Origin of the sequence: Pseudomonas nitroreducens TX1, assembly GCF_000313755.1 — a bacterium.
Taxonomy (GTDB): domain Bacteria; phylum Pseudomonadota; class Gammaproteobacteria; order Pseudomonadales; family Pseudomonadaceae; genus Pseudomonas; species Pseudomonas nitroreducens_A.
This window is the reverse complement of record NZ_AMZB01000108.1, coordinates 1-22,904: the sequence shown is the minus strand read 5'-3', so window position 1 is coordinate 22,904 and position 22,904 is coordinate 1. Positions and strand designations below refer to the sequence as shown.

At 66.7% G+C, this 22,904-nt stretch carries 19 protein-coding genes and 1 pseudogene; 16 read left to right on the top strand and 4 right to left on the bottom strand.

All coding sequences use genetic code 11. The features are described 5' to 3' along the window. Positions 1–339 precede the first annotated feature (339 nt). Positions 340–624 (bottom strand): hypothetical protein, encoded by a 285-nt coding sequence (locus tag C167_RS0113030; protein WP_017518725.1) that lies wholly within the window; start codon positions 622–624, stop codon positions 340–342. A gap of 20 nt (positions 625–644) precedes the next feature. Continuing rightward, positions 645–2,414 (bottom strand): thiamine pyrophosphate-requiring protein, encoded by a 1,770-nt coding sequence (locus C167_RS0113025; RefSeq protein ID WP_017518724.1) that lies wholly within the window; start codon positions 2,412–2,414, stop codon positions 645–647. A 186-nt stretch (positions 2,415–2,600) separates the two neighbouring features. Between C167_RS0113025 and C167_RS0113020 the strand changes: the two genes are divergently transcribed. Beyond that, positions 2,601–3,914, top strand: a complete 1,314-nt coding sequence (locus C167_RS0113020) for an erythromycin esterase family protein (RefSeq protein ID WP_017518723.1) — start codon at positions 2,601–2,603, stop codon at positions 3,912–3,914. On the opposite strand, the gene C167_RS0113015 is transcribed toward C167_RS0113020, so the two are convergent. After that, positions 3,896–6,460: an EAL domain-containing protein gene (locus C167_RS0113015; RefSeq protein WP_017518722.1), complete on the bottom strand. Its 2,565-nt coding sequence runs from the start codon at positions 6,458–6,460 to the stop codon at positions 3,896–3,898. The two genes, C167_RS0113020 and C167_RS0113015, sit on opposite strands and share 19 nt — an antisense overlap. A gap of 144 nt (positions 6,461–6,604) precedes the next feature. Between C167_RS0113015 and C167_RS0113010 the strand changes: the two genes are divergently transcribed. The 8 genes from C167_RS0113010 (at position 6,605) to C167_RS0112975 (ending at position 14,954) form a co-directional block, all read left to right on the top strand. Beyond that, positions 6,605–7,624: an acyl-CoA dehydrogenase gene (locus C167_RS0113010; protein ID WP_017518721.1), complete on the top strand. Its 1,020-nt coding sequence runs from the start codon at positions 6,605–6,607 to the stop codon at positions 7,622–7,624. A gap of 149 nt (positions 7,625–7,773) precedes the next feature. Then, on the top strand, positions 7,774–8,280 hold the full coding sequence (locus C167_RS0113005; protein ID WP_017518720.1) for a (2Fe-2S)-binding protein: 507 nt from the start codon (positions 7,774–7,776) through the stop codon (positions 8,278–8,280). Further along, positions 8,277–9,263: an FAD binding domain-containing protein gene (locus C167_RS0113000; protein ID WP_017518719.1), complete on the top strand. Its 987-nt coding sequence runs from the start codon at positions 8,277–8,279 to the stop codon at positions 9,261–9,263. The genes C167_RS0113005 and C167_RS0113000 overlap by 4 nt, the downstream gene beginning before the upstream one ends. After that, the gene (locus C167_RS0112995) at positions 9,260–11,467 is read left to right on the top strand and encodes a xanthine dehydrogenase family protein molybdopterin-binding subunit (RefSeq protein ID WP_017518718.1); all 2,208 of its coding nucleotides are present in this window, start codon (positions 9,260–9,262) and stop codon (positions 11,465–11,467) included. Before C167_RS0113000 ends, C167_RS0112995 begins: the two co-directional genes overlap by 4 nt. Before the next feature lie 19 nt (positions 11,468–11,486). Beyond that, positions 11,487–12,128 carry a phosphoribosyltransferase gene (locus C167_RS0112990; protein WP_017518717.1) on the top strand — a complete coding sequence of 214 codons (642 nt, stop codon included), beginning with the start codon at positions 11,487–11,489 and terminating at the stop codon, positions 12,126–12,128. 531 nt (positions 12,129–12,659) lie between these two features. Next, positions 12,660–13,466, top strand: coding sequence for an ABC transporter substrate-binding protein (locus tag C167_RS0112985; RefSeq protein ID WP_017518716.1), 807 nt, complete (start codon positions 12,660–12,662; stop codon positions 13,464–13,466). Between the two features lie 80 nt (positions 13,467–13,546). Further along, positions 13,547–14,260, top strand: coding sequence for an amino acid ABC transporter permease (locus tag C167_RS0112980; RefSeq protein WP_017518715.1), 714 nt, complete (start codon positions 13,547–13,549; stop codon positions 14,258–14,260). A gap of 1 nt (position 14,261) precedes the next feature. Further along, positions 14,262–14,954 (top strand): amino acid ABC transporter permease, encoded by a 693-nt coding sequence (locus C167_RS0112975; protein ID WP_017518714.1) that lies wholly within the window; start codon positions 14,262–14,264, stop codon positions 14,952–14,954. Positions 14,955–14,957: 3 nt separating this feature from the next. Here C167_RS0112975 and C167_RS0112970 read toward each other — a convergent pair whose 3' ends face one another. Beyond that, complete coding sequence (locus tag C167_RS0112970) at positions 14,958–15,707, bottom strand: DUF899 domain-containing protein (RefSeq protein WP_017518713.1); 750 nt, start codon at positions 15,705–15,707, stop codon at positions 14,958–14,960. Positions 15,708–15,802: 95 nt separating this feature from the next. Between C167_RS0112970 and C167_RS0112965 the strand changes: the two genes are divergently transcribed. The 7 genes and pseudogenes from C167_RS0112965 to C167_RS32510 all read left to right on the top strand — a co-directional run. Continuing rightward, positions 15,803–16,999 (top strand): hypothetical protein, encoded by a 1,197-nt coding sequence (locus tag C167_RS0112965; RefSeq protein ID WP_017518712.1) that lies wholly within the window; start codon positions 15,803–15,805, stop codon positions 16,997–16,999. A gap of 39 nt (positions 17,000–17,038) precedes the next feature. Then, positions 17,039–17,689: a DUF5074 domain-containing protein gene (locus C167_RS0112960; RefSeq protein WP_026079003.1), complete on the top strand. Its 651-nt coding sequence runs from the start codon at positions 17,039–17,041 to the stop codon at positions 17,687–17,689. A 65-nt stretch (positions 17,690–17,754) separates the two neighbouring features. Continuing rightward, positions 17,755–18,204: a methyltransferase family protein gene (locus C167_RS0112955; RefSeq protein WP_017518710.1), complete on the top strand. Its 450-nt coding sequence runs from the start codon at positions 17,755–17,757 to the stop codon at positions 18,202–18,204. A 96-nt stretch (positions 18,205–18,300) separates the two neighbouring features. Continuing rightward, positions 18,301–19,002, top strand: coding sequence for a response regulator transcription factor (locus tag C167_RS0112950; protein ID WP_017518709.1), 702 nt, complete (start codon positions 18,301–18,303; stop codon positions 19,000–19,002). Continuing rightward, positions 19,002–20,378: a sensor histidine kinase gene (locus C167_RS0112945; RefSeq protein ID WP_017518708.1), complete on the top strand. Its 1,377-nt coding sequence runs from the start codon at positions 19,002–19,004 to the stop codon at positions 20,376–20,378. Before C167_RS0112950 ends, C167_RS0112945 begins: the two co-directional genes overlap by 1 nt. A gap of 96 nt (positions 20,379–20,474) precedes the next feature. Beyond that, positions 20,475–22,694, top strand: coding sequence for a TonB-dependent siderophore receptor (locus tag C167_RS0112940; RefSeq protein ID WP_416775172.1), 2,220 nt, complete (start codon positions 20,475–20,477; stop codon positions 22,692–22,694). Between the two features lie 15 nt (positions 22,695–22,709). Then, positions 22,710–22,904: pseudogene (locus C167_RS32510) on the top strand (alpha/beta hydrolase); the annotation flags it as partial.

Below are 22,904 nucleotides of genomic sequence, written 5' to 3'. Positions count from 1 at the left end.
ACTTGGCTGGGGATGGGTGTGGCTGGCCTGTCATGGCGCGTTCTCCGCAATGAGGATGCCTGATCGATAGAGGTCCGGGAGCGCACGGAGTTCAGGAAAAGGCGCGGAAAGCTGGGGTACCCGGCAGCAGCGCCGGCAGGCGACTTCGCGACCCTGGCCCGCTACAGGCCTGCGCGGCGTCTGGTTCGGCCATATGCCGCTCACCGAAGCGGCCTAGATCGACAAGTTGCTTGGCGGATCCGTTCAGGCTGGTAGGGTGGAGATGGCTCCGATAGTTTTTCCTCAGGCCCCTTTCCGACGGGGCCTTCTTTTTGCCCGTGTTCCGCCCTGCCCACCGCTTCAGTTCGAAGGCGTGGCCTTTTCCTGGCTGTCCCGGGTCTGGCTCTTCTGCTTCTGCCGGCTTTCTTCGGACTGCACCTGGCTGTTGTCATCGGTGCGGCCTTCATCCTTCTGCTTCTGCTGCGAAGCCGGTGGCGTCGGTGCCTGGCCGGGGCTCTGGCCGTGAGGCTTCTCGTTGGTCGGCACCGGTTTGGTCGCCTCAGCGGCATGGGCCGGGATCAGTCCGATGGACAGCCAGGCCAGCAGCACGGCGGCGAAGGGTCGGGCAAGTTTGGCTTTGTTCATGGCTTCTCTCCTGGGTGGGTTCACTTGCGCGCCAGCAGTTGCCGAGCGCTCTGGCGCAGCACGCCCCAGCGGCGCGGGTCATCGAGCAGGGCGCCGAGCAGCTTGCGCGCCTGGTCGAAGCTGATGTGCGGCGGCAGGGGCGGCACGTCGGGGTCGGTCAGTACTTCCAGCAGCACCGGCCGGTCGGATTCGAAGGCCTCCTGCCAAGCGTTCTGCAGGTGCGCGGCATCGGTCACGCGGATGCCGCGAAAACCCAGCAGCTCCGCGTAACGCGCGTAGGGGAAGTCGATCACCTCCTGCGCGGCGGCAAACTCCGGGTCGCCGGCCAGGGCGCGCTGCTCCCAGGTGACCTGGTTGAGGTCGCCGTTGTTGAGCACCAGCACGATGAAGGTCGGGTTGTGCTTCCAGCGCTTGCAGTACTGCTGCACCGTGACCAGCTCGGCGTTGCCGTTCATCTGCATGGCGCCGTCGCCGACCATGGCGATCACCGGGCGGTCCGGATGCGCCAGTTTCGCCGCCAGCGCATAGGGCACGCCGCTGCCCATGCTGGCCAGCTTGCCGGACAGCGAACCGAGCATCCCCGGTCGCACGCGCAGGTCGCGAGCGTACCAGTTGGTATGCGAGCCGCTGTCGCCAGCGAGGATCACGTCTTCGGGCAGCTGCGCGGAGAGCTCCCAGAACACCCGCTGCGGATTGATCGGTTCGGCAGGCTGCATCGCCTGCGCTTCGAGTTCCTTCCAGCTGTCTTCCACCGCCCTCTCGATGCGGATGCGCCAGGTACCGTGGCGCTTGGGTTTGAGCAAGGGCAGCAAGCGCCGCAGGGTTTCCCCGGCATCGCCCAGCAACACCTGGTCGATGGGGTAGCGCATGCTGACGTTGCGGGCGTGCAGGTCGATCTGCACTGCCTTGGCCTGTCCGGGGCTGGGCAGGAATTCGCTGTACGGGAAGGTCGTGCCGATCAGCAGCAAGGTATCGCAGCGCTGCATCAATTCGGCGCTCGCGCGAGTGCCGAGCAGGCCGATGGAACCGGTGACAAAAGGCAGATCATCGGCAATCGCCATTTTCCCCAGCAGTGCCTTGGCGACGCCAGCCGATAGCGCTTGGGCTACCGCTTCGACTTCGTCGTGGGCGCCCAGCGCACCGGCGCCGACCAGGATGGCGACCTTGCGTCCGGCATTGAGGATTTCCGCCGCAGCGGCCAGCTCGTCATCACGGGCATAGGGGCGCGGAGTGATGAAGCCGACGCCGGAATACACGTGGCCGTGCTTGTGCGGCGGCTGCTCGGCGGGCATCTGCTGCACATCGTTGGGAATGATCACGGTGGCGACCTGGCGCTCGCTGCAGGCCACGCGCAGGGCGCGGTCGATGACATGCAGCAGCTGGCCGGGGTTGGCCACGGTTTCGACATAATTGCTCACGTCGCGCAACAGCGTGTGCAGATCCACTTCCTGCTGATAATCGCTGCCCAGGGACGTCACCGCCTGCTGGCCGACGATGGCAACCACCGGCTGGTGGTCCATGCGCGCGTCGTAAAGGCCATTGAGCAGGTGGATAGCCCCCGGCCCGGATGTCGCCAGGCAGACACCCACTTCGCCGGTGAACTTGGCGTGGGCGCCGGCCATGAAAGCGGCCATTTCCTCGTGGCGAACGCGGATGTAATCGAAATCTTCGGCGCGCCGGCCGAAGGCGCCCATGATCCCGTTGATGCCGTCGCCGGGGTACCCGAAGACGCGGTGAACGCCCCATTGCGAGAGGCGTTCGAGCAGTTGATCGGCGACCGTCTGGGACATGGTTTCCTCCTGTAGCGAATGCGAATGGGGCTTGCGCCCCTGTCTGGACCGACCCACGGCCCGCCAGCGGGTTCAGAAGAATTCCCCGGCGGGCCTGCTGGCCGGATGCGCTGAACTCCAGGGCAGCTACAGGGCCGAAACCTTCAGAAGAACCCCGCGCCAGAACCGATCAGAAGGAGCCGCGCCATGCCCGTCACCGCCACGCCGACTTCCGCTTCCACCATCAACGCCGTCCTGCGCCGCTATGCCGAGCCCCTGGCCGACCCCGGCACCGCGGAGTTCGCCGCGCCCTTCGCGCGGCTGGGCGACGCCCGTGTCGTGCTGATCGGCGAAGCCAGCCACGGCACCGCCGAGTTCTACCAGGCGCGCGCGGCTATCACCCGTCTGCTGATTGAACGACAGGGTTTCAACATCGTTGCCATCGAGGGCGATTGGCCGGATGCGGCAGTGGTCGACCGCCAGCTGCGCGCAAACGTAAAGCCGGCCGGTGAGACGCCGTTCACCCGCTTCCCCTCATGGATGTGGCGCAACCGCGAGGTGAAGGCTTTCCTGGCCTGGCTGCGTGAGCACAATTCGCGCCTCTCGGCGGACCAGCGCGTGGAATTCCGCGGACTGGACATCTACAGCCTGCGCGGTTCCATCACCGAGGTGCTGCGCTACCTGGACCGCCACGACCCACAGCAGGCGGCCGAGGCACGGCGCCGCTACGCCTGCCTGACACCCTGGCAGGACAATCCGGTGAGCTACGGGCGCGCGGTGCTCGAAGGCGATGAGTCGCCCTGCGAGGAAGCGGTCATCACCCAGCTCAACGAATTGCTGATGGCGCGCCTGGAAGCCCTCGACCCTCACGAAGACTCTTTCGATGCCGCGCAGAACGCCCGTGTGGTTCGTGCCGCCGAGCACTACTACCGGGCCATGTACCGGGGCGGTTCGGACTCCTGGAACCTGCGCGACAACCACATGTTCGATACCCTGCGCCAGGTGCTGCGTCGGCGTGGCCCGCAGGCCAAGGCAGTGGTCTGGGCGCACAATTCCCACGTCGGTGACGCCGCCGCCACCGAGATGGGCTGGAACGGGCAGTTCAACCTCGGCCAGCTGTGCCGGATGACCTGGGGCGACTCCGCGGCGCTGGTCGGCATGGGGACCGACAGCGGCCTGGTAGCCGCCGCGGACGAGTGGGACGGTGAACTGACCCTCAAGCAGGTGCGCCCTTCGCTGCCCGACAGCTGGGAGCGCCAGTTCCTCGAGACCGGCCTGCCGATGTGCCTGGTGGACTGGCGGCAGCGCCCGACCCTGCGCCAGACCCTCGAGCAACCGCTGCTCGAACGCGCCATCGGGGTGATCTACCGGCCCGAGAGCGAGCGCCGCAGCCACTACTTCACCGCCCTGCTGGGCAGCCAGTTCGACGCCTTTCTCTGGTTCGCCCGAACCCGCGCGGTCACGCCGCTGGACAGTGGAAGCACCCAGGGAGAAGACCAGACCTATCCCTTCGGGCTCTGATCTTCCGGCGTCGACGTCTCGCTCAGCAGGCGGGCCAGGCTCTGGCGATCGACCGCCTTGCTGAACAGGAAGCCCTGCACCTCGCCGCACTGCTCGTCCTCGAGAATGCGCAGCTGGCCTTCGGTTTCCACGCCTTCGGCCGTCACCGCCAGGTTCAGCGCCTTGCCCAGGCCGATGATCGCCTGGACGATGGAACGGTCGCGGCCGGTGGTGTCGAGGGTGGCGATGAAGCGGCGGTCGATCTTGATGCTGTCGAACGGATAGGCACGCAGATAGCCCAGGGACGAGTAGCCGGTGCCGAAGTCGTCCATGTTCAGCTTCACGCCCAGGTCCTTGAGCTCCTGCATGGTCTGCAAGGCGCATTCGACATCATTGAGCATGCTGTTCTCGGTGACTTCCAGTTCCAGCCGTTCCGCCGACAGCCCCGAATCCATCAGAGCCTGCTTCACCTGGCCGACTATGTCGGCATGGGCGAACTGGGTGGGCGAGATGTTCACCGACACCAGCATCGTCTCCGGCCAGCCGGCAGCCTCGCGGCACGCCTGCTGGAGCACCCACTGGCCGATGTCGACGATCAGGTCGCTCTCCTCGGCCAGCGCGATGAACTCATCCGGCCCTACCAGTCCGCGGGTGGGGTGGTTCCAGCGCAGCAGCGCCTCGGCCGAGACGATCGCAAGGTCGCCAACGCGATAGCGCGGCTGGTAGTAGAGTTCGAGCTGACCCAGGCGCAGCGCGTTGCGCAGCTCGGTTTCGCTCCGTTTCTTGGCCAGCAGCTGGCGGTCCATGACCTCGGAATAGAAGCGCCAGGCGTTGCGCCCGGCGGTCTTGGCCTCGTACATGGCGACGTCGGCGCAGCGCAGCAGGTTCTGCGCATCACCGCTGGCGTCGCCCGAGAGCACGATGCCAATGCTGGTGCCGACGTGCAGCGAATGCCCTTCGTACTCGATGGGCTGGTTGATGATTTCCACCAGGCGCCGGCTGAACGCCTCGGCGTCCTCGCGGCCTTGGGACTGGCTGTCGACGATGACGAACTCATCGCCGCCCAGTCGCGCCACCAGGTCCTCGCCACGGATCGAATCACGCAAGCGCTCGGCGACTATCTGCAAGACGGCGTCGCCGGCGGGATGTCCCAGGGTGTCGTTGATCGGCTTGAAGCGATCGAGGTCGAGCATCAGCACAGCCAACTGCTGCTCGCGACCGCTGCCGAGCAGTTCGTCCATGAAACTCGCCAGCTTGCTGCGGTTGGGCAGACCGGTCAGCGCGTCGTGCAGGGACAGGTGCTGGATGCGCGCATGGGCCTCGACTTCATGGGTGATGTCCGCGCTGGTGCCACGATAGCCGCGGCCGCCCGCACCGGATGCGGTGAACTTGCAGATGCGCCGCAGCTCGTGGGCATCGCGGAAGCCACAGGTCAGCGTGGTGGAATGGCCCTGCTGGGGAATCTTCTCCAGCCAGGCGATCAGGCTGGTGGTGTCGCAGGTGATCAGGTCGTCGATGCGCCGTCCCAGCCAGTCACCGATCCGGTAGCCGGTGAGGGTCTCGAAGCGTGCCGAAAGGTAGGTCAGACGGAAGTTCTCGTCGGTCTCCCAGATCCAGTCGGAACTCGCTTCGGCGATGGCCTTGAAGCGCTGCTCGCTGGTTTCCAGCGCCAGGTTGCTGTCTTTCAGGCTGCGCTGGTAGTGATCCACCACCCGCGCATTGGCCAGCGCCGTGCGGATCAGCCAGACCAGGAAGATGAACATCAGCACCACCACCGCTGCCCAGGCGCTTGCCAGGCGATGCAGCATGTCGGTGCCCGGGGTCGGGGTGTGCCAGCTGATCTCGAAGCCGGAGTTGCCCAGGGTCACGGCATTGCCGGTGTTCGCGCGCAGGTCATCGGGCTGGATCTGCAGGCCGCCGACGCCGAAGTCGCGGCCCAGCTTCTGCAGCTTGGTGGGTGTCAGGCGATCGACCAGGATCATCAGCGGGCCGTCCAGCGGAGCGCCGTCGCGTGAAGGCTTGACCAGTGCGGCCGATGCGATGGCCGGCGCGTCCTCGACGCCGACGTAGCGGCTTACGGCGCGGTCCCGTCGGGCAGCGGCGGCAGCGTCGTCGCGCAGCTCGTCGAGGTTGATCGGCATCAGGCTGGTGCAATGGTTGCGCGACACCCTGCCCTCCTCCATGACGTACTCCTCGCCGCCCTGGTTGAGCACGCAGACCAGCTCGTAGCCGTTGGCGCTGTACAACTGCGGGCCGATGTTGTCCTCGTTGTAGGCCCAGGCGAGGTTCAGCGGTGGGCTGAGGTTGCGGTAGGCATCGTTCCAGAAGGCGTTGTTCCTGAGCAGCAGTTCGGAAGTTGCGATGCGGTTCTGCAGCGCCTTGCCGACGTAGAAGCGCGTCTGCTCGCGGGCCATCTGGTCCTGCAGGTTGGCGATATGGCCCATCACCGCTGCGCTCACGCCCAGGGCGCCGATGAGGATCAGGATGAACAGCGTCAGGTGCCGGGTGACAGTGCGCTGCGCGGATATCTCGCGCGGCGCGGCGAGGGGCTTCACGGAGATGTTCATCGGCGTCTCTTCTGGGAGGACTTATCACTAGGAGTGACGCCCGCGTGCCGTCGTTCAAACCGAAGGAGCGGCGGTGAATTTCGTCTGAACCTGCGCGCGCCATTCGCAGTCCGGATGATTAAGGAAACTCCACCGGGGAAAGCCATGACTCAGGATCGTCTTCATTTCTTGCGCGACCTGCTGCGCGATTTCGAACTCCCGCTGGATCCCGCCCAGCATCCCGCCTTCCTTGGCGCCGCGCTGCGCCAGCTCAGCGACGATGGTCTCGACCGCCTGCCCCGCCCGGGTAACGGCGAGACCCTTCGCCGCTGGCAGGCGCTGGCCACGGTAGCCGGCGCCGATCTGTCGCTGCTCAAGCTGTACGAGGGCCATACCAATGCGCTGGCGATACTGGCCGAGCTCGAAGGCGAAGCACTGCCCGGCCCCTGGGCCGTGTGGGCCGCCGACCCGATGGGCACAGGCATGCAGCTCACTGCGCGGGAGTCTGGCCGGGTGCGCATCAGCGGCAACAAACCCTGGTGCTCCGGTGCCGCCGTGGTGCAGCACGCCCTGCTGACTGTGAAGGATGAGCAACAGCGCCCACAGCTGGTCGCAGTGACGCTCGACCAACCCGGCGTACGCATCGGCCGCAGCGGCTGGAACGCAGTGGGCATGGCGGCCACCAGCAGCGTGCAGGTGGACTTTGATCATGCACTGGCGCGCTGCATCGGAGGGCCGGGCGAATACCTGGAACGCCCCGGCTACTGGCACGCTGGCGCGGGCATAGCGGCCTGCTGGTACGGCGCCGCCAGCCGCCTGGCCAGTTATTTGCGCAACGGCCACATCGACAATCCCCATGCCATGGCGCACCTGGGAGCAGTGGACGCCGCGCTGGCCGGCGCCGCCGGTGCGCTGCGCGAATGCGCCGGGTGGATCGACGAGAACCCGGCATCCCCCTCGGAGCTGGCCGCGCGGCGGGTACGCGCCCAGGTGGAGGGCGCCGTGGAAGCGGTGCAATGGCACGTGGGCCGTGCACTGGGCGACACGCCCTTCTTCCACGACCGGCGTTTTGCCCGCCTGGCAGCGGACCTGCCGGTATTCCTTCGGCAGAGCCATGGCGAACGCGACCTGGCCCACCTCGGCCAGCACCTCGCGGCAAAGAGCGAAGAAGCCTGGGCATTGTGAGCGGGCGAACGGCCTGGCGGCTTCGGCAAGGCGTGTCCGGTTGCCATGCCGGCTGCCTCGCCCGGTGACCGCTCGCACGGTTTTTCCGAACCAACGCCCGGAGGCCCACTCACACGCCTGGCAAAGCGCTGAATCCCTCGGAGGCCCCGATGCCCGCGAACCGCGAGCCGTCCATGGCGGCACAGACGATCCAACTGACCCTCAACGGCGAGGACCGGCAGTTGCAAGTACTGCCCTGGACCACCACCCTCGACCTACTGCGCGAGCAGCTTGAGCTCACCGGCAGCAAGAAGGGCTGCGACCACGGCCAGTGCGGTGCCTGCACCGTGCTGCTCGACGGCCGCCGGGTGAACGCCTGCCTTTTGCTGGCGGTGATGCTCGACGGCCACCGCCTGACCACCATCGAAGGGCTGGCTCGCGATGGCGAGCTGCACCCGATGCAGGCCGCGTTCGTCCGCCATGACGCCTTCCAATGCGGCTACTGCACGCCAGGGCAGATCTGCTCGGCGGTCGCCCTGGCCCGAGAGCCGGCGCCCCACGACCGCGATGAACTGCGCGAACGCATGAGCGGCAATCTCTGCCGCTGCGGTGCCTACCCGAACATCCTCGACGCCATCGAGGATGCCCTGCCCGCCAGCCGCCTGGAGGACCTATGACCCCCTTCGCCTACAGCCGCCCCGCCGCCATCGACGAGGCCGTGGCGCTGGCCGGCCCGCACAGCCGCTTCATCGCCGGCGGCACCAACCTGGTGGACCTGATGAAGGAAGAGGTGGAGCGCCCACAGCGGCTGATCGACATCAACGCCCTGCCGCTGCGCGAACTTCGCGAAACCGACACCGGCGGCCTGTACATCGGCGCACTGGTGGACAACGCCAGCCTCGCCGCCAGCCCGCAGATCCTCGAACGCTACCCGCTGATCAGCCGCGCCATTCTTGCCGGCGCCTCGCCCCAGCTGCGCAACATGGCCACCACCGGCGGCAACCTGCTGCAGCGCACCCGTTGCCATTACTTCTACGACCGCGCCGTGCCCTGCAACAAGCGCGAGCCCGGCAGCGGCTGCCCGGCGAAGGACGGATTGAATCGGCAGCACGCCATCCTTGGCGCCAGCGAGCACTGCGTGGCGGTGCACCCCTCCGATCTGTGCGTGGCCCTGGCCGCGCTGGATGCCGTGGTGCACGTACGCAGCCCGCAGGCGGGACGCTGCCTGTCCTTCGAGCAGTTTCACCGCCTGCCCGGCAGCCGGCCGCAGGAGGACAACATCCTCGCCGCCGATGAACTGGTACTGGGCATCGAGCTGCCCGGCGAAGGCTTCGCCGATCACTGCGCCTACCTCAAGGTGCGCGACCGCGCGTCCTATGCCTTCGCCCTGGTCTCCGTGGCCGTGGGCCTGCTGCTGGACGGCGCCGGGCGCGTGGCCCAGGTCAATCTCGCACTCGGCGGTGTGGCCCATAAACCCTGGCGCGACGCCGAAGCCGAGGAGATGCTGCTGGGCAAAGCGCCCGAGACGGCGCATTTCAAGCGCTGCGCCGATCATCTGCTGCGTCTGGCAAGGCCCCTGAACGACAACGCCTTCAAGGTGGAACTCGCGCGCCGCAGCATCGTGCGCGCGCTGCAACTGGCGGCAGGAGGTGAGCGATGAGCAGCAAGCTGCACCACGCCATCGGCACGCCGCTGGATCGGGTCGACGGCCCATTGAAGGTCACCGGCGGCGCGCGCTACGCGGCGGAATACAGTACCGCAGGTCTGCTGCACGGCGCGGTGGTCAGCAGCACCATCACCCGCGGCCGCATACTCGGCATCGACAGCGATGCCGCCAGCGCCCTGCCCGGCGTGCACCTGGTGATGACCCACCTCAACCGCCCGCCCCTGGCCGCCGACGACGACAGCTACGAAGACCAGGATTCCGCCGAGGGCTCCTCTTTCCGCCCGCTGTTCAATGATCGTGTGTTGTACAACGGCCAGCCGGTGGCCCTGGTCGTGGCCGAGAATCTGGAAACTGCACGGCATGCCGCATCGCTGGTTCGCGTCCAGTATGACGCCGAACCGCACGCGACCGACCTGCGCAGGAGCCTGGCGCAAGCCGTCCCCGCCCCCGCCGAACTGCCCGGCCCGCGCGGCGATGCCGACGGCGCGTTGTGCAGCGCGCCGGTGCGCGTCGAGGCCGAGTACGAGCTGCCGGTGGAACACCACAACCCGATGGAGCCCCACGCCTCCACGGTGATCTACCGACCCGATGGCAGCCTGCTGGTGCACGACAAGACCCAGGGCTCGCAGAACAGCCAGGCCTACCTGTGCCAGGTACTCAAGCTTCCCCCGGCGCAAGTTCGGGTTCGGGCGGCTTACGTCGGTGGCGCATTCGGCTCCGGGCTGCGTCCGCAATATCAGCTGCCGCTGGCCGCCATGGCTGCGCTCAAGCTGCAGCGCTCGGTGCGCGTGGCGCTGACCCGCCAGCAGCAGTTCACCTTCGGCTATAGGCCGCGCACGGTACAACGCCTGAGCCTGGGCGCCGACGAAGAAGGCCGCCTGCTCGGGCTGGTGCATCAGGTGACCGGCCAGACCTCGCGCTTCGAGCAGTTCACCGCCCACGTCGCGGAGTGGTCCGGCATGCTCTACCACTGCGACAACGTCCGCCTGACCTACCGCCTGGTGCCACTGGACGTCTACACCCCCCTGGACATGCGCGCCCCCGGCGCTGCCGAAGGGGTGTACGCGCTGGAATGCGCAATGGACGAACTGGCCTGGGCCGCGGCGATCAACCCGCTGCACCTGCGCCTGATCAACTTCACCGAGGTCAACCAGAACCTCGGCAAGCCGTACTCCAGCAAGGCGCTGCGCGACTGCTACAGCGAGGGCGCGCGGCAGTTCGGCTGGCCCACGCGGATGCCCGCCCCAGGTTCGCAGCGCGAAGGCGAGTTGCGCATCGGTTTCGGCATGGCCACCGGTGTCTGGGAAGCCCTGCAGATGCCGGCGAGCGCCAGCGCGGCACTGGCAGCTGACGGCAGCGTGGTGGTAGCCAGCGCGACCACCGATATCGGCACCGGCACCTACACCGCGATGACCCAGATCGCCGCGCAAACCCTTGGTCTGCCGCCAGAGCGGGTGCGCTTCGTGCTGGGGGATTCGGCCTTGCCGCAGGCGCCGCTGCAAGGCGGTTCCTTCACCGTGTCGTCGGTGGGCAGTGCGGTGCGCGAAGCTTGCCTGGCGCTGCGCCAGAACCTGTTGGATGCGGCGCGCCAGTTGCCATCGGCGCCCTTCCAGCGCTTCACCGACGGCCAGGTCGAATGCAGCGACGGCCACTTGCAGGCGAAAACCGCCGAACACCGGGTCAGCTTTGCCGAGCTGTTCCAGCGCTACGGCAGCCTGCAGGGCAACGCCACGGCACATCCGGCACCGCTGCGCAATGGCTATGCGACGGCCACCCATTCGGCGGTTTTCGTCGAAGTGGCGGTGGATGAAGCGCTGGGCACGGTTCGGGTCCGCCGGGTCGTCAGTGCCATCGCCGCGGGACGGGTAGTCAACCCCAAGACTGCGCGCAGCCAGATTCTCGGCGGTGTGGTCTGGGGTGTGAGCATGGCGCTGCACGAAGCCAGCCTGATGGACCATCGCCTGGGCCGATTCATGAACCACAACCTGGCCGAGTACCACATTCCGGTGCAGGCCGACATCGGCGATATCCGCGTGCTGTTCGTCGACGAGCCCGACGCGGTGGTCAACCCGCTGGGCTCCAAGGGCGTCGGCGAGATCGGCGTCATCGGCGTGGCGGCGGCGGTCGCCAACGCGGTCTACCATGCAACCGGTAAACGCATCCGCGAGCTGCCGATCACGCTGGACAGGCTGCTGTGACCCGCGAAAGGAGGTTCAGATGCCCAGCCCGCGCTACACCAACCGTCGCCATGCCGGAATTTCCCTGGCAATGGTCCTGCGCGAGATGCCCCTGGTCGACCCCCTGATCCTCGCCCTGCCCCGCGGCGGCGTGCCGGTTGCCAAGGAAATCGCCCGCATCCTCGGTGCCCCGATGGACGTGCTGCTGGTGCGCAAGATCGGTGCGCCGGGCAACGAGGAATTCGCCCTCGGCGCCATCGTCGACGGTCCCGAACCGAACTGGGTGGTGGACGAGCAGATGCTGGCGCGTTTCGATCCGCCGCCCGAGTGGTTCGAGCAGCAGGTGCTGGAGCAGCTCCGCGAACTGGAGCGCCGTCGTTTGCTCTACCGCGGCATGAAAGCTCCGGCGCAACTGGAGAACCGCGACCTGATCCTGGTCGACGATGGCCTGGCCACCGGCAGCAGCATGCGCGCCGCACTCAAGTGCCTGCGGGCGCAGCATCCGCACAGGGTAGTCCTGGCCGTGCCGGTGGGCCCGGCGGCAACCGTGCAGAAGTTGCGCGAGGAAGTGGACACGCTGATCTGCCTCGATACGCCAACGCCCTTTCGCGCCGTCGGTGACCATTACCGCGACTTCCGCCAGCTGAGCGATCAGGAAGTGATCGATCTGCTGGCGAAGTGACGCTGCGCGATTCGAACCTGGGGTAGGGCCAACTGTCTTCTTGCGAGGTCGTGTCTGCGATTTTCCCTCTCCCCAGCCCTGGCTGCGCGCCCCGCTCCGAAGGGAGAAGGACCTGCCCGTGCCGGCTGACGTCAAGGTTTCATGCTGCGCCGTACGGTCCCCTCTCCCGCTTGCGGGAGAGGGTTAGGGAGAGGGGCCTTCGGGCTCGCAGGAGCGGACTCTGTCCGCGGTTGACTCACCGCCGCACCCGGCCGAACAGGGAGCTGGGTGGAATCATCGCGGACGGAGTCCGCTCCTACGTACAAGGAAATTCCATGTAGATGGTTATTTATGTGGTTTTTTATATTTTTTCCGGTTATTAGCTAGACCAATTCATTCCTTCTCCGCCCCACCGCCTCGCTGCCACACTCGGCACCGCCGGTGGGCCATCCCCGCCGCTCTGGAACGGGCCTTTCCCCACCCTCGAAGGCCCGCACTCGATCATTGCGGGAACCCGTCGCACGAACGGGCCCGAGAAGGAGCTGGATACTCATGAAGAAACTCACTGCCGTTACCGCCCTCGCCCTGGCCGTCGTCTCCGGACTGGCCCACGCCGACCGCCTGGAGGACATCAGGAAAGCCGGCGTGCTGCGCGTCGCCGCTTTCGACAGCAACCCGCCGTTCGGCTTCGTCGATGCCAAAAGCAAGCAGATCGAAGGTCTGGACGTGGATTACGCCAAGGCCCTGGCCGACAAGCTGGGAGTGAAGCTGCAGGTGCTGCCGACCAACCCGGCCAACCGCATTCCGCTGCTGACCGCCAACAAGGTCGACCTGGTACTGGCCAACTTCACCATCACCCCCGAGCGCGCCGAGCAGGTGGATTTCAGCATCCCCTACTTCTCGTCCGGCCAGCAGTTCATCGTGCGCAAGGGCAGCCTGAAATCCCCGGACGACCTGAACAAGTGGCGCGTCGGCGTCGACAAGGGCACGGTCAACGAGGGCGTGCTGCGGGACAAGTTCCCCGGCGCCAAGGTCATCGCCTACGACGACACGCCCTTCGCCTTCACCGCCCTGCGCAATGGCCAGGTCCAGGCCATCACCCAGGACGGCCCGAAGCTGATCGGTCTGCTGGCCAACGTGCCGGACAAGGACAAGTACGAAGTGCCGCCCTTCACCATCTCCAATGACCTGATCGGCGTCGGCATTCCCAAGGGCGAGAAGGCCCTGACCGAGTTCGTCAACCAGAGCCTCACCGAGCTGGAAGCCAGCGGCAAGGCGCAGAGCATCTACGACGCCTGGTTCGGCCCGACCACCAGGACGCCCCTGGCGCGCCTGTACAGGATCGGCGACAAGAGCTGACCCACTGATACCCGCCTGACCGCGCGCCCCGCATCCGTGGGGCGTTGCCGTTTCCCTGCCCTGTCGATGGAATACTTCCGATGTTCGGCGAACTGCTCGCTCCGACCTACCTGAGATGGCTGCTCGACGGTTTCCTGCTCACCCTCGGTATTTCCCTGTTCTGCTGCGTCCTCGCCACCCTGTTCGGCGCGCCGCTGGCCATCGCCCGCCAAGCGAAGTCGCGCTGGCTGTCGTGGCCGGCACGAGCCTATCTGGCGCTGTTCCGCAATACGCCGCTGCTGGTGCAGCTGTTCTTCTGGTACTTCGGCGTGCCGGCGTTGCTGCCGGAGGCTTTCGTCTTCTGGCTGAACACGCCCCACGAGCTGGGCTGGCTGGCTTGGCCATCCTTCGAATTTCTCGCCGCCGCCTGGGGCCTGACGCTCTACACCACGGCGTTCATTGCCGAGGAGTTGCGCGCCGGAATCGACTCGGTACGAGCCGGGCAGCGTGAAGCCGGCATGGCACTGGGGCTGCGCCCGCTGCAGGTGTGGCGCTGGATCATCCTGCCGCAGGCGCTGCGCACCGCGCTGCCGCCGCTGATGGGGCAATACATGAACGCGCTGAAGAACTCGTCGCTGGCGATGGCCATCGGGCTGGCTGAGCTGTCCTACGCTTCGCGTCAGGTGGAGACACAGACCTTCAAGACCTTCCAGGCCTTCGGCATCGCTACCCTGCTCTACATCGGTGCCATCGCCCTGATCGAGGTGCTGGGCCAGGCGCTGCAGCACACCCGCAGCTACCGCCAGGGAGCCTGACATGGACTTCTCCGTCATCCACGAGAACCTCTCCTACTTCCTAGTCGGCGCCTACCCCGACGGCCCGCTGGGCGGCGCCGCACTGACCGTCATCCTGGCGCTGGCCTCCGGGGTCACTTCAGCGGTGATCGGCCTGGCGCTGGGTATCGCGCTCTCGGTGCTGCGCGGCAAACCGCGCCTGCTGCTGGTGGCCTTCCTCGGCTTCTTCAGGGCGATCCCGGTGCTGATGCTGATCTTCTGGAGCTACTTCCTGCTGCCCATCGTCTTCCACTTCGACGTGCCAGCCCTGGGCACCGTGGTTTGCGCGCTGTCGCTGATCGGCGGGGCGTATCTGGCGCACTCGGTGCATGCCGGCATCGAAAGCCTGCCCAAGGGACAGTGGGACGCCGCCCGTGCGCTGGGCCTGCGCCCGTGGCAGGTGCTCAGCCTGGTAATCCTGCCACAGGCGCTGCCGGTCATGCTGCCGTCCTTCCTCAACCAATGGGTCTCGCTGATCAAGGACACGTCCCTGGCCTACGTGATCGGCGTCGGCGAGCTGTCATTCGTCGCCACCCAGGTGAGCAACCGGGTGATGGTCCATCCCACGGAAGTTTTCCTGTTCGTCGCCCTGCTGTATTTCCTGCTGTGTTCGGCGCTGGACCTGGTGTCCGCATGGCTGGCGAAGTGGCGACCGGACTACCGCAAGGCGGCATGAGGCTCAGTACTCGTCGTGCCGGCGCCACCACATGCGCTGTTCGTTGCGTCCCAGCGGCGCGCGGTCGAGCCACTGGAACAGTCCCCAGAGCACATCCAGCCCACGGGCGTAGGTGGAATAACAGTGATAAATCCTGCCCCCTTCACGCACGAAGCTGCTCATGCCCGGCAGGTCGCGGGTGAAGGTCGCCACGTCGGTGCCGCAGCAGGCCGCAGTCGCCACCACCGGTTCCGGCGCCGGGCCGCTGGCCGGGCCCTCGCGGCGGAAGTTGTAGTCGACCTCCCCGCCGCGCTGCTGCGCCTCGGTGAAGGACACGTTGAAGTCGTAGTTGAAACCGCTGCCGTGGGATGACGCCCAGGGGAAGCTCCAGCCCATGCGCCGGCGGTACGCCAGTAACTTCTCCAGAGGCGCGCGCGATACGGCCAGCAGCGTTACGTCATGGTTTGCCAAGTGAGTGGCGTAGCCATCGAAGCCGTCGGCGATGTTCGAGCAGGACGGGCAACCGGCCCGGTAATCCGGCCCGAACATGAAGTGGTAGACCAACAGTTGCGAGCGGCCGGCGAACAAATCGGCGAGATTCGCCGGGCCCTGCTCGGTGTCGAAGCGGTAGTCCTTGTCGATCTGCACCCAGGGCAACGCCTGGCGCTTGCGCGCCAGCTCATCGCTGCGCCGGGTCAGGGCCTTTTCCTCGGCCAGCAGCTCCAGGCGCGCGGCCAGCCATTCTTCACGGGTGGCAACAGGATGGGCATTCATGGTAGTTCTCCTCCGCCTGCGGCGGCTCGGTGGGCATGGCTTAGACTAGGCAGCGAGCCGAGGTCGAGGGGAGTGACAAAGTTGGCAGGATTTCCATGGATTCGCTGATCACCGCGGCAGCCCGTGCCCTGGCGGCGGGCGATCCGCTGGGCGCGCTCAACCGTGTGGCGCTGCGCGAAGATCCGCCGGCGCTGGCCTTGCGTGGCATCGCCATGGCCCAGCTGGGCGACTTCCCCCGTGCACGCACTCTGCTACGGCGGGCTGCCCACGCTTTCGGTACCCACGAGCCGATGGAGCGCGCCCGTTGCCGGGTGGCCGAGGCGGAAGTGGCGTTGGCCAGCCGCGAGCTGAACTGGCCGATCGAACCGCTGGAAGACGCCGCCGTGCTGCTCGCCCGCCATGGCGACCGGGGCAACGCGGCCCACGCGCGCTATCTGCTGATTCGTCGCGCGCTATTGCTCGGCCAGGTGGACGAGGCCGAATCCCTGCTCGGCGGCGTCGATCCCGGCTCGCTGCCACCGGCCTTGCGCGCCGTGCACTGGCTGATTGTCTCAGGCATCGCCGTTCGCCGACTTCAGGCGGCTGCAGCGCGCCAGGCGCTACGGCAAGCCACGCAAGCAGCGGCGGCGGCGGGCATTCCCGCCCTGCGCGCGGAGGTCGACCAGGCGACGCGCATTCTCGAAGCGCCGGCGGCACGGCTGATTGCCCAACAGACCTCGCGCCTGCTGTCGCTGGAGGAAGTGGAAAGCCTGCTGCACTCCGATGCTCTGGTGGTGGACGCCTGCCGCAACCGCATCGGCGCGGTGTCGCTGAGCAGCCGTCCGCTGCTGTTCGCCCTCGCCCGCACGCTGTCTGAAGCCTGGCCCGGGGACGTATCGCGAACGGATCTGATCGGTCGGGTGTTCCGCACCCGCCACCCCGACGAGACCCACCGCGCACGCCTGAGGGTGGAAATCGGCCGCTTGCGGCAACTGCTGCAGCCATTGGCGGGTATCGAATCGACGTCACGCGGTTACCTCCTGAGCGCCGCCAATCCGCTGGTCCTTGCACCGCCGCGGGAAGAAGCCAACGCTGAAGTGCTGGCCCTGCTCAGTGACGGCCAGGCCTGGTCGAGTTCAGCGCTGGCGCTGGCACTGGATACCAGCCAGCGCACCGTACAGCGCGCCCTCGAGGCGCTGGCCGAAGCCAGCCGCGTGCAGGCGCTGGGGCAAGGGCGTGCGCGGCGCTGGATTCTGCCACCGGCGCCAGGATTCGCGACGACCTTGTTACTCCCCGCCGCCTTCGGCGCCTGAATAGGCTGAAGGCTCACCCACAACTGGCAGGGCTACAAAATGACGACTCCCTACAAACAAACTCCCGCGCAGGTACTGCAGGAGTACGGCCCTTTTCCAGGCGTCGAATCCGTCGCTGGAGTGACCTTCGACGGTCAGCAGGTCTGGATCGCAACGGGCGACAAACTGAGCCGCCTCGACCCGCAGAGCGGGCAGCTGGGCGCGTCGATCCAGGTCCCGGCCCACGCCGGCACCGCCTTCGACGGCACGCACCTGTACCAGATCGGCGAGAACGTCATCCAGAAGATCGACCCGGCCAGCGGCAAGGTGCTCTCCACCATCCCGGCGCCGGGCGCCGGGGGCGATTCCGGCATGGCCTGGGCGGAAGGCTCGCTCTGGGTCGGCGAGTATCGCGCTCGGAAGATTCATCAGATCGACCCGGAAACCGGTGAAGTCCTTCGTACGATTGATTCAAATCGTTTCGTCACCGGCGTGACCTGGGTTGAAGGCCAACTCTGGCATGCCACCTGGGAGCCGGAAGCCACCTACAGCGAGCTACGCCGCATCGACCCGCAGTCCGGCGCGGTTCTGGAGCAGCTGGACCTGCCCGAAGACGTGCATGTTTCCGGCCTGGAAGCCGACGGCGACGAGCGTTTCTACTGCGGCGGCGGCAACAGCGGCAAGGTCCGCGCGGTTCGTCGACCGCGCTAAGGGCGTCCATCTGCGCTAGTGTTGGCACCTCACTGGAGATGGCCGCACTGGCCCGGAGACCGAGCATGGACTGGCTGGAACACCGTATCCCCCCGCCCCTGGTGGCGTTCATCACCGGCGTGCTGATGTGGCTGGCGGTACGCCCGGTGGCGCCATTGGGTCATCGACTGTGGCTGGCTCTGCTGGTGGCGCTGGCGGGCGTCGCGGTCTGCCTGGCGGGCGTAGCGTCGTTTCGCCGCGCGCGCACCACAGTCAATCCGCTGAAGCCGGAGTCAGCCTCTTCGCTGGTGGTGTCCGGCATCTACCGGCACACGCGCAACCCCATGTACCTGGGCTTCGCCATCATGCTCCTGGGCTGGTGCGTGTTCCTCGGTTCGACGCTGGCAGTGCTCGGCGTGGCGGCCTTCGTGCTGTACATCGGGCGCTTCCAGATCCGCCCGGAGGAACGGGCGCTGCGCGCGCTGTTCGGTGCGCAATTCGATGCCTTCTGCACGCGGGTACGGCGCTGGGTCTGACGCCGTTTCAGACAGACACCCGGCAAATCGCCATTGCCTTCTGACAGAAAAGGATGGGATATTTGCAAATGGTAAATATTCGCATCAAGGCCTGCCGTGTCCCCTTCGCTCCTGCTGGTGGAAGACGATTCCCGTCTTCGCCTGGACCTCGAACGTCATTTCTGTCAGCGCGGTTTTGTCGTCACGACTTGCGCCAACGGTGACCAGGGGCTGGTGGCCGTCCACCAGACCGACTTCGACCTGGTTCTGCTGGACATCCTGCTGCCCGGCATCGATGGTCTGTCCCTGCTCGATAAGCTGCGCAGTTCCCGGGCCACGCCGGTGATGCTGATGTCCGCCCTGGGGGCGGAGCAGGATCGCATCACCGGCTTCACCCGCGGCGCCGACGACTACCTGCCCAAGCCCTTCAGCCTGGCGGAGCTGGATGCGCGCATCGATGCACTGCTGCGCCGGGTCAGCCTGGATCGCACCCGCACCGGGCCGGCCGAGCTTCAACGGCACAGCTCGCTGCAGTTCGACAATGAACTGCAGGACGTTTCCCGTAACGGCGAATACGCGGGCCTGACTCATTCCGAGTACCGCCTGCTGGCGACGCTGCACGCCCACGCTGGCGAGGCGCTGAGCAAGAACTTCCTCTACCAGAGCGTGCTGCACCGCCCTTACACGCGGCTCGACCGCGGGCTGGACGTGCATGTCTGCAACCTGCGCCGCAAGCTGGCGGCCATCGGGGCGCAACAGGTGCAGATCCAGGCCGTGCGCGGCCAGGGCTACATCCTGGTGGACGCGGATCGCCACTGATGCGCCGTCACCCGCTGCTGTGGAAGATCGCCGCGCTGCAGGTCGGGTTCTGCCTGCTGCTGACCTGGCTGATCTGGACCTGGGGCCTGTCGCTGGAGCGCAGCACCTACTTCCTCGGCAGCGAGGACCGCGATTATCTGGCGCGCCATGCCGAGCAGGCCGAGAGCGTGCTGGAACAACAGGGTGCCGAGGGTGTAGAGCGCTTTCGCCGCGAACTTTCCGCCGCCGAGCACACCTGGGTCGCGGTGATCGGTTCGCACCTGCAGAGCCTGGGCACCACGCCGCTGACGGCGGAGGAGTCCAGCCACCTGACCTTCATGCGCAAGCTGGACTGGCCGATGAGCCGGCGCCTGCAGGATGAGCTGCCCTACGTCAGCATCGAGTTTCCCCGGCACCCCGAGCGCGGCCGGCTGGTCATGCAGTTGCCCGAACGCCTGCTGCCCGGCGGCCTGACGCCCTGGACGCACCTGTTCAGCCATGGCGTGGTGCCGACTCTGCTGGCCGCCCTCCTCGGCCTGCTGATCTATCGCCACCTGGTGCTGCCGCTCAACCGTCTGCGCGCCCGCGCCGATGCCCTGCGCGCGGATGATTTGGACAGCGAAGGACCCGGCACGCCGTTGGCCAATCGCCGCGACGAACTGGGCGAACTGGCGCTGGCATTCGACCATATGGCCGACCGCCTGCGGCACAGCCTGGCGCAGCAGCGGCTGCTGTTGCGCACGCTGTCCCACGAGTTGCGTACACCGTTGGCGCGCCTGCGCATCGCCCATGACAGTGATCTGCCGGTGGACCAGTTGCGACAGCGCCTGGACCGCGAGATCCAGGACATGCAGCGCCTGCTGGAAGACACCCTCGATCTCGCCTGGATGGACACCGAGCGCCCGCAGCTGGAACGCGAGCCGGTGCTGGTGCTGTCGGTGTGGGAAGCGCTGCGCGAGGACGCCTGCTTCGAGAGCGGCTGGGAGCCCGAGCGGCTGCCCTGCTCGCTGGGCACCGACTGCGTGGTCGAGGTGCACCTGGACAGCTTCGCCCAGGCTATCGAGAACCTGCTGCGCAACGGCATTCGCCATTCGCCGTGCAACGGCCAGGTGCGCCTGGACGGCTGGCGGGAGGGCGAATACTGGCACCTGTGCGTCAGCGATGACGGCCCGGGTGTGGCACCAGCCGACCTCGAACGCATTTTCCAGCCCTACCAGCGCCTGCAACCCTCGGAATCCAGCGGCTTCGGACTGGGCCTGGCCATCGCCCGGCGCGGCGTCGAGCTGGCCGACGGGCGCCTGTGGGCGGAGAACGGCACGCGCAACGGCAAGGCCGGGCTGTGCCTGCACCTGCTGCTACCGGCGGTGTTGACCGAGCCAGAGGCCGCAAGTGTTTAGAAAGTTAATGCGCTTTACTAGCAAATAGCAGTCATTATCATTTGTGATCTCTTAGTAATCGCCCTCCTCCGGAGATCACCGATGTCGTCCCGTCCGATGCAGTTCCTACCGCCCTTCCTGCTGCTGTCCAGCTGCCTGCTGTCCTTCGCCGTGCAAGCTGCCAGTGCCGACTCCGCGCCTGTCGAACTCGACAGCGAGACCATAGTCGCCACCGCCGCAGAAGAAGCCAAGCAGATGCCGGGCGTGTCGATCATCACCGCCGAGGACATCAGGAAGCGCCCGCCGGCCAGCGACCTGTCGCAGATCATCCGCACCATGCCGGGCGTCAACCTGACCGGCAACTCCACCAGCGGCCAGCGCGGCAACAACCGCCAGATCGACATCCGCGGCATGGGCCCGGAAAACACCCTGATTCTCGTGGACGGCAAGCCGGTCGCCAGCCGCAACGCCGTGCGCTACGGCTGGCGCGGTGAGCGTGATTCCCGTGGCGATACCAACTGGGTGCCGGCGGACCAGGTGGAGCGCATCGAAGTGCTGCGCGGCCCGGCTGCTGCTCGCTATGGCAATGGCGCGGCGGGCGGCGTGGTGAACATCATCACCAAGCAGGCGGGCAAGGAAACCCACGGTGACGTCACCGTCTACAGCAGCTTCCCGCAGCACAGCGACGAAGGCGCCACCCAGCGCATGACCTTCGGCCTCAACGGCCCGCTGACCGACGCCCTGAGTTATCGCGTGTACGGCAACGTCGCCAAGACCGACTCGGACGACTGGGACATCAACGCCGGCCACGAATCCAACCGCACCGGCAACCAGGCCGGTACCCTGCCCGCCGGTCGCGAAGGTGTGCGCAACAAGGACGTCAATGGCCTGCTCAGCTGGCACCTGACGCCCGAGCAGACGCTGGACTTCGAGGCCGGCTTCAGCCGCCAGGGCAACATCTACACCGGCGATACGCAGAACACCAACAGCAACGCCAACGTCAAATCCATGCTCGGTCACGAGACCAACCGCCTGTACCGCGAGAACTACTCGATCACTCATCGTGGCGAGTGGGACTTCGGCAGCTCCATGGCCTACCTGCAGTACGAGAAGACCCGCAACAGCCGCATCAACGAAGGCCTGGCCGGCGGTACCGAAGGCATCTTCAGCAACACCGACTTCTACACCGCCACCCTGCGCGACCTGACCGCCCACGGCGAAGTGAACCTGCCGCTGCACGCCTGGCGCGACCAGACCCTGACCCTGGGCAGCGAGTGGGTGCAACAGAAGCTCGACGACCCGAGCGCCAATACCCAGACCACGAGCGAAGGCGGCTCGGTGCCGGGCCTCACCAGCAGCAACCGCGATACGTCCTCGCAGGCGCAGATCTTCTCGCTGTTCGCCGAGGACAACATCGAACTGTTGCCTGGCACCATGCTCACCCCGGGCCTGCGCTGGGACCACCACAGCATCGTTGGCGACAACTTCAGCCCGTCGCTGAACCTGTCCCACGCGCTGACCGACAGCGTCACCCTCAAGGCCGGCATCGCCCGCGCGTACAAGGCGCCGAACCTGTACCAGCTGAACTCCGGCTACCTGCTCTATAGCCGAGGCCAGGGCTGCTACGGCCAGACCACCAGCTGCTACCTGCAGGGCAACGAAGACCTCAAGGCGGAAACCAGCGTCAACAAGGAGCTGGGCATCGAGTTCAACCAGGACGGCCTGATCGCTGGCCTGACCTACTTCCGCAACGACTACAAGAACAAGATCGAGTCGGGCCTCTCGCCCATCGATCAGGCCAGCGGTGGCACCGGCAGCTACGCCAACGCAGCGATCTACCAGTGGGAGAACGTGCCCAAGGCGCTGGTCGAGGGCCTGGAGGGCACCCTGACCATCCCGCTGAACGAGCAGCTGAAGTGGAGCAACAATTTCACCTACATGCTGCAGTCGAAGAACAAGGAAACCGGCGACGTGCTCTCGGTGACGCCCAAGTACACCCTGAACTCCATGCTCGACTGGCAGGCCACCGACGCGCTGTCGCTGCAGGCCAGCGTCGCCTGGTACGGCAAGCAGAAGCCGAAGAAGTACGACTATCACGGCGACCGCGTCACCGGCAGCGCCAACAACCAGCTCTCGCCCTACGCCATCGCCGGCCTGAGCGGCACCTATGTGTTCACCAGGAACCTGAGTTTCACCGCCGGGGTGGACAACGTCTTCGACAAACGCCTGTTCCGCGAGGGCAACGCCCAGGGCGTGAACGGTATCGAGGGCGCCGGCGCCGCCACCTACAACGAACCGGGCCGCACGCTGTACACCAGCCTCACCGCGTCGTTCTGATTAGAGAAGAGCCTGATGAAACTTCGCCTCCTGCCCCTGGCACTGGCATTCGCCGTGCCAGGGCTGGCAGCGCACGCTGCGCCTGCCCCCGACCAGAAAATGGATACCCACCTGCTGCAACGCCACGACCTGGCCTACCGCTTCAGCGAGCTGAAGCTGGACTCCGCCGACGGCCAGCGGCACTACCAGCTGTGGATCGCCCGCCCCACC

Coding starts and splice junctions, on each gene's coding strand:
- C167_RS0113030 (WP_017518725.1), bottom strand. CDS start 624: ATGAACAAAGCCAAACTTGCCCGACCCTTCGCCGCCGTGCTGCTGGCC.
- C167_RS0113025 (WP_017518724.1), bottom strand. CDS start 2,414: ATGTCCCAGACGGTCGCCGATCAACTGCTCGAACGCCTCTCGCAATGG.
- C167_RS0113020 (WP_017518723.1), top strand. CDS start 2,601: ATGCCCGTCACCGCCACGCCGACTTCCGCTTCCACCATCAACGCCGTC.
- C167_RS0113015 (WP_017518722.1), bottom strand. CDS start 6,460: ATGAACATCTCCGTGAAGCCCCTCGCCGCGCCGCGCGAGATATCCGCG.
- C167_RS0113010 (WP_017518721.1), top strand. CDS start 6,605: ATGACTCAGGATCGTCTTCATTTCTTGCGCGACCTGCTGCGCGATTTC.
- C167_RS0113005 (WP_017518720.1), top strand. CDS start 7,774: ATGCCCGCGAACCGCGAGCCGTCCATGGCGGCACAGACGATCCAACTG.
- C167_RS0113000 (WP_017518719.1), top strand. CDS start 8,277: ATGACCCCCTTCGCCTACAGCCGCCCCGCCGCCATCGACGAGGCCGTG.
- C167_RS0112995 (WP_017518718.1), top strand. CDS start 9,260: ATGAGCAGCAAGCTGCACCACGCCATCGGCACGCCGCTGGATCGGGTC.
- C167_RS0112990 (WP_017518717.1), top strand. CDS start 11,487: ATGCCCAGCCCGCGCTACACCAACCGTCGCCATGCCGGAATTTCCCTG.
- C167_RS0112985 (WP_017518716.1), top strand. CDS start 12,660: ATGAAGAAACTCACTGCCGTTACCGCCCTCGCCCTGGCCGTCGTCTCC.
- C167_RS0112980 (WP_017518715.1), top strand. CDS start 13,547: ATGTTCGGCGAACTGCTCGCTCCGACCTACCTGAGATGGCTGCTCGAC.
- C167_RS0112975 (WP_017518714.1), top strand. CDS start 14,262: ATGGACTTCTCCGTCATCCACGAGAACCTCTCCTACTTCCTAGTCGGC.
- C167_RS0112970 (WP_017518713.1), bottom strand. CDS start 15,707: ATGAATGCCCATCCTGTTGCCACCCGTGAAGAATGGCTGGCCGCGCGC.
- C167_RS0112965 (WP_017518712.1), top strand. CDS start 15,803: ATGGATTCGCTGATCACCGCGGCAGCCCGTGCCCTGGCGGCGGGCGAT.
- C167_RS0112960 (WP_026079003.1), top strand. CDS start 17,039: ATGACGACTCCCTACAAACAAACTCCCGCGCAGGTACTGCAGGAGTAC.
- C167_RS0112955 (WP_017518710.1), top strand. CDS start 17,755: ATGGACTGGCTGGAACACCGTATCCCCCCGCCCCTGGTGGCGTTCATC.
- C167_RS0112945 (WP_017518708.1), top strand. CDS start 19,002: ATGCGCCGTCACCCGCTGCTGTGGAAGATCGCCGCGCTGCAGGTCGGG.
- C167_RS0112940 (WP_416775172.1), top strand. CDS start 20,475: ATGCAGTTCCTACCGCCCTTCCTGCTGCTGTCCAGCTGCCTGCTGTCC.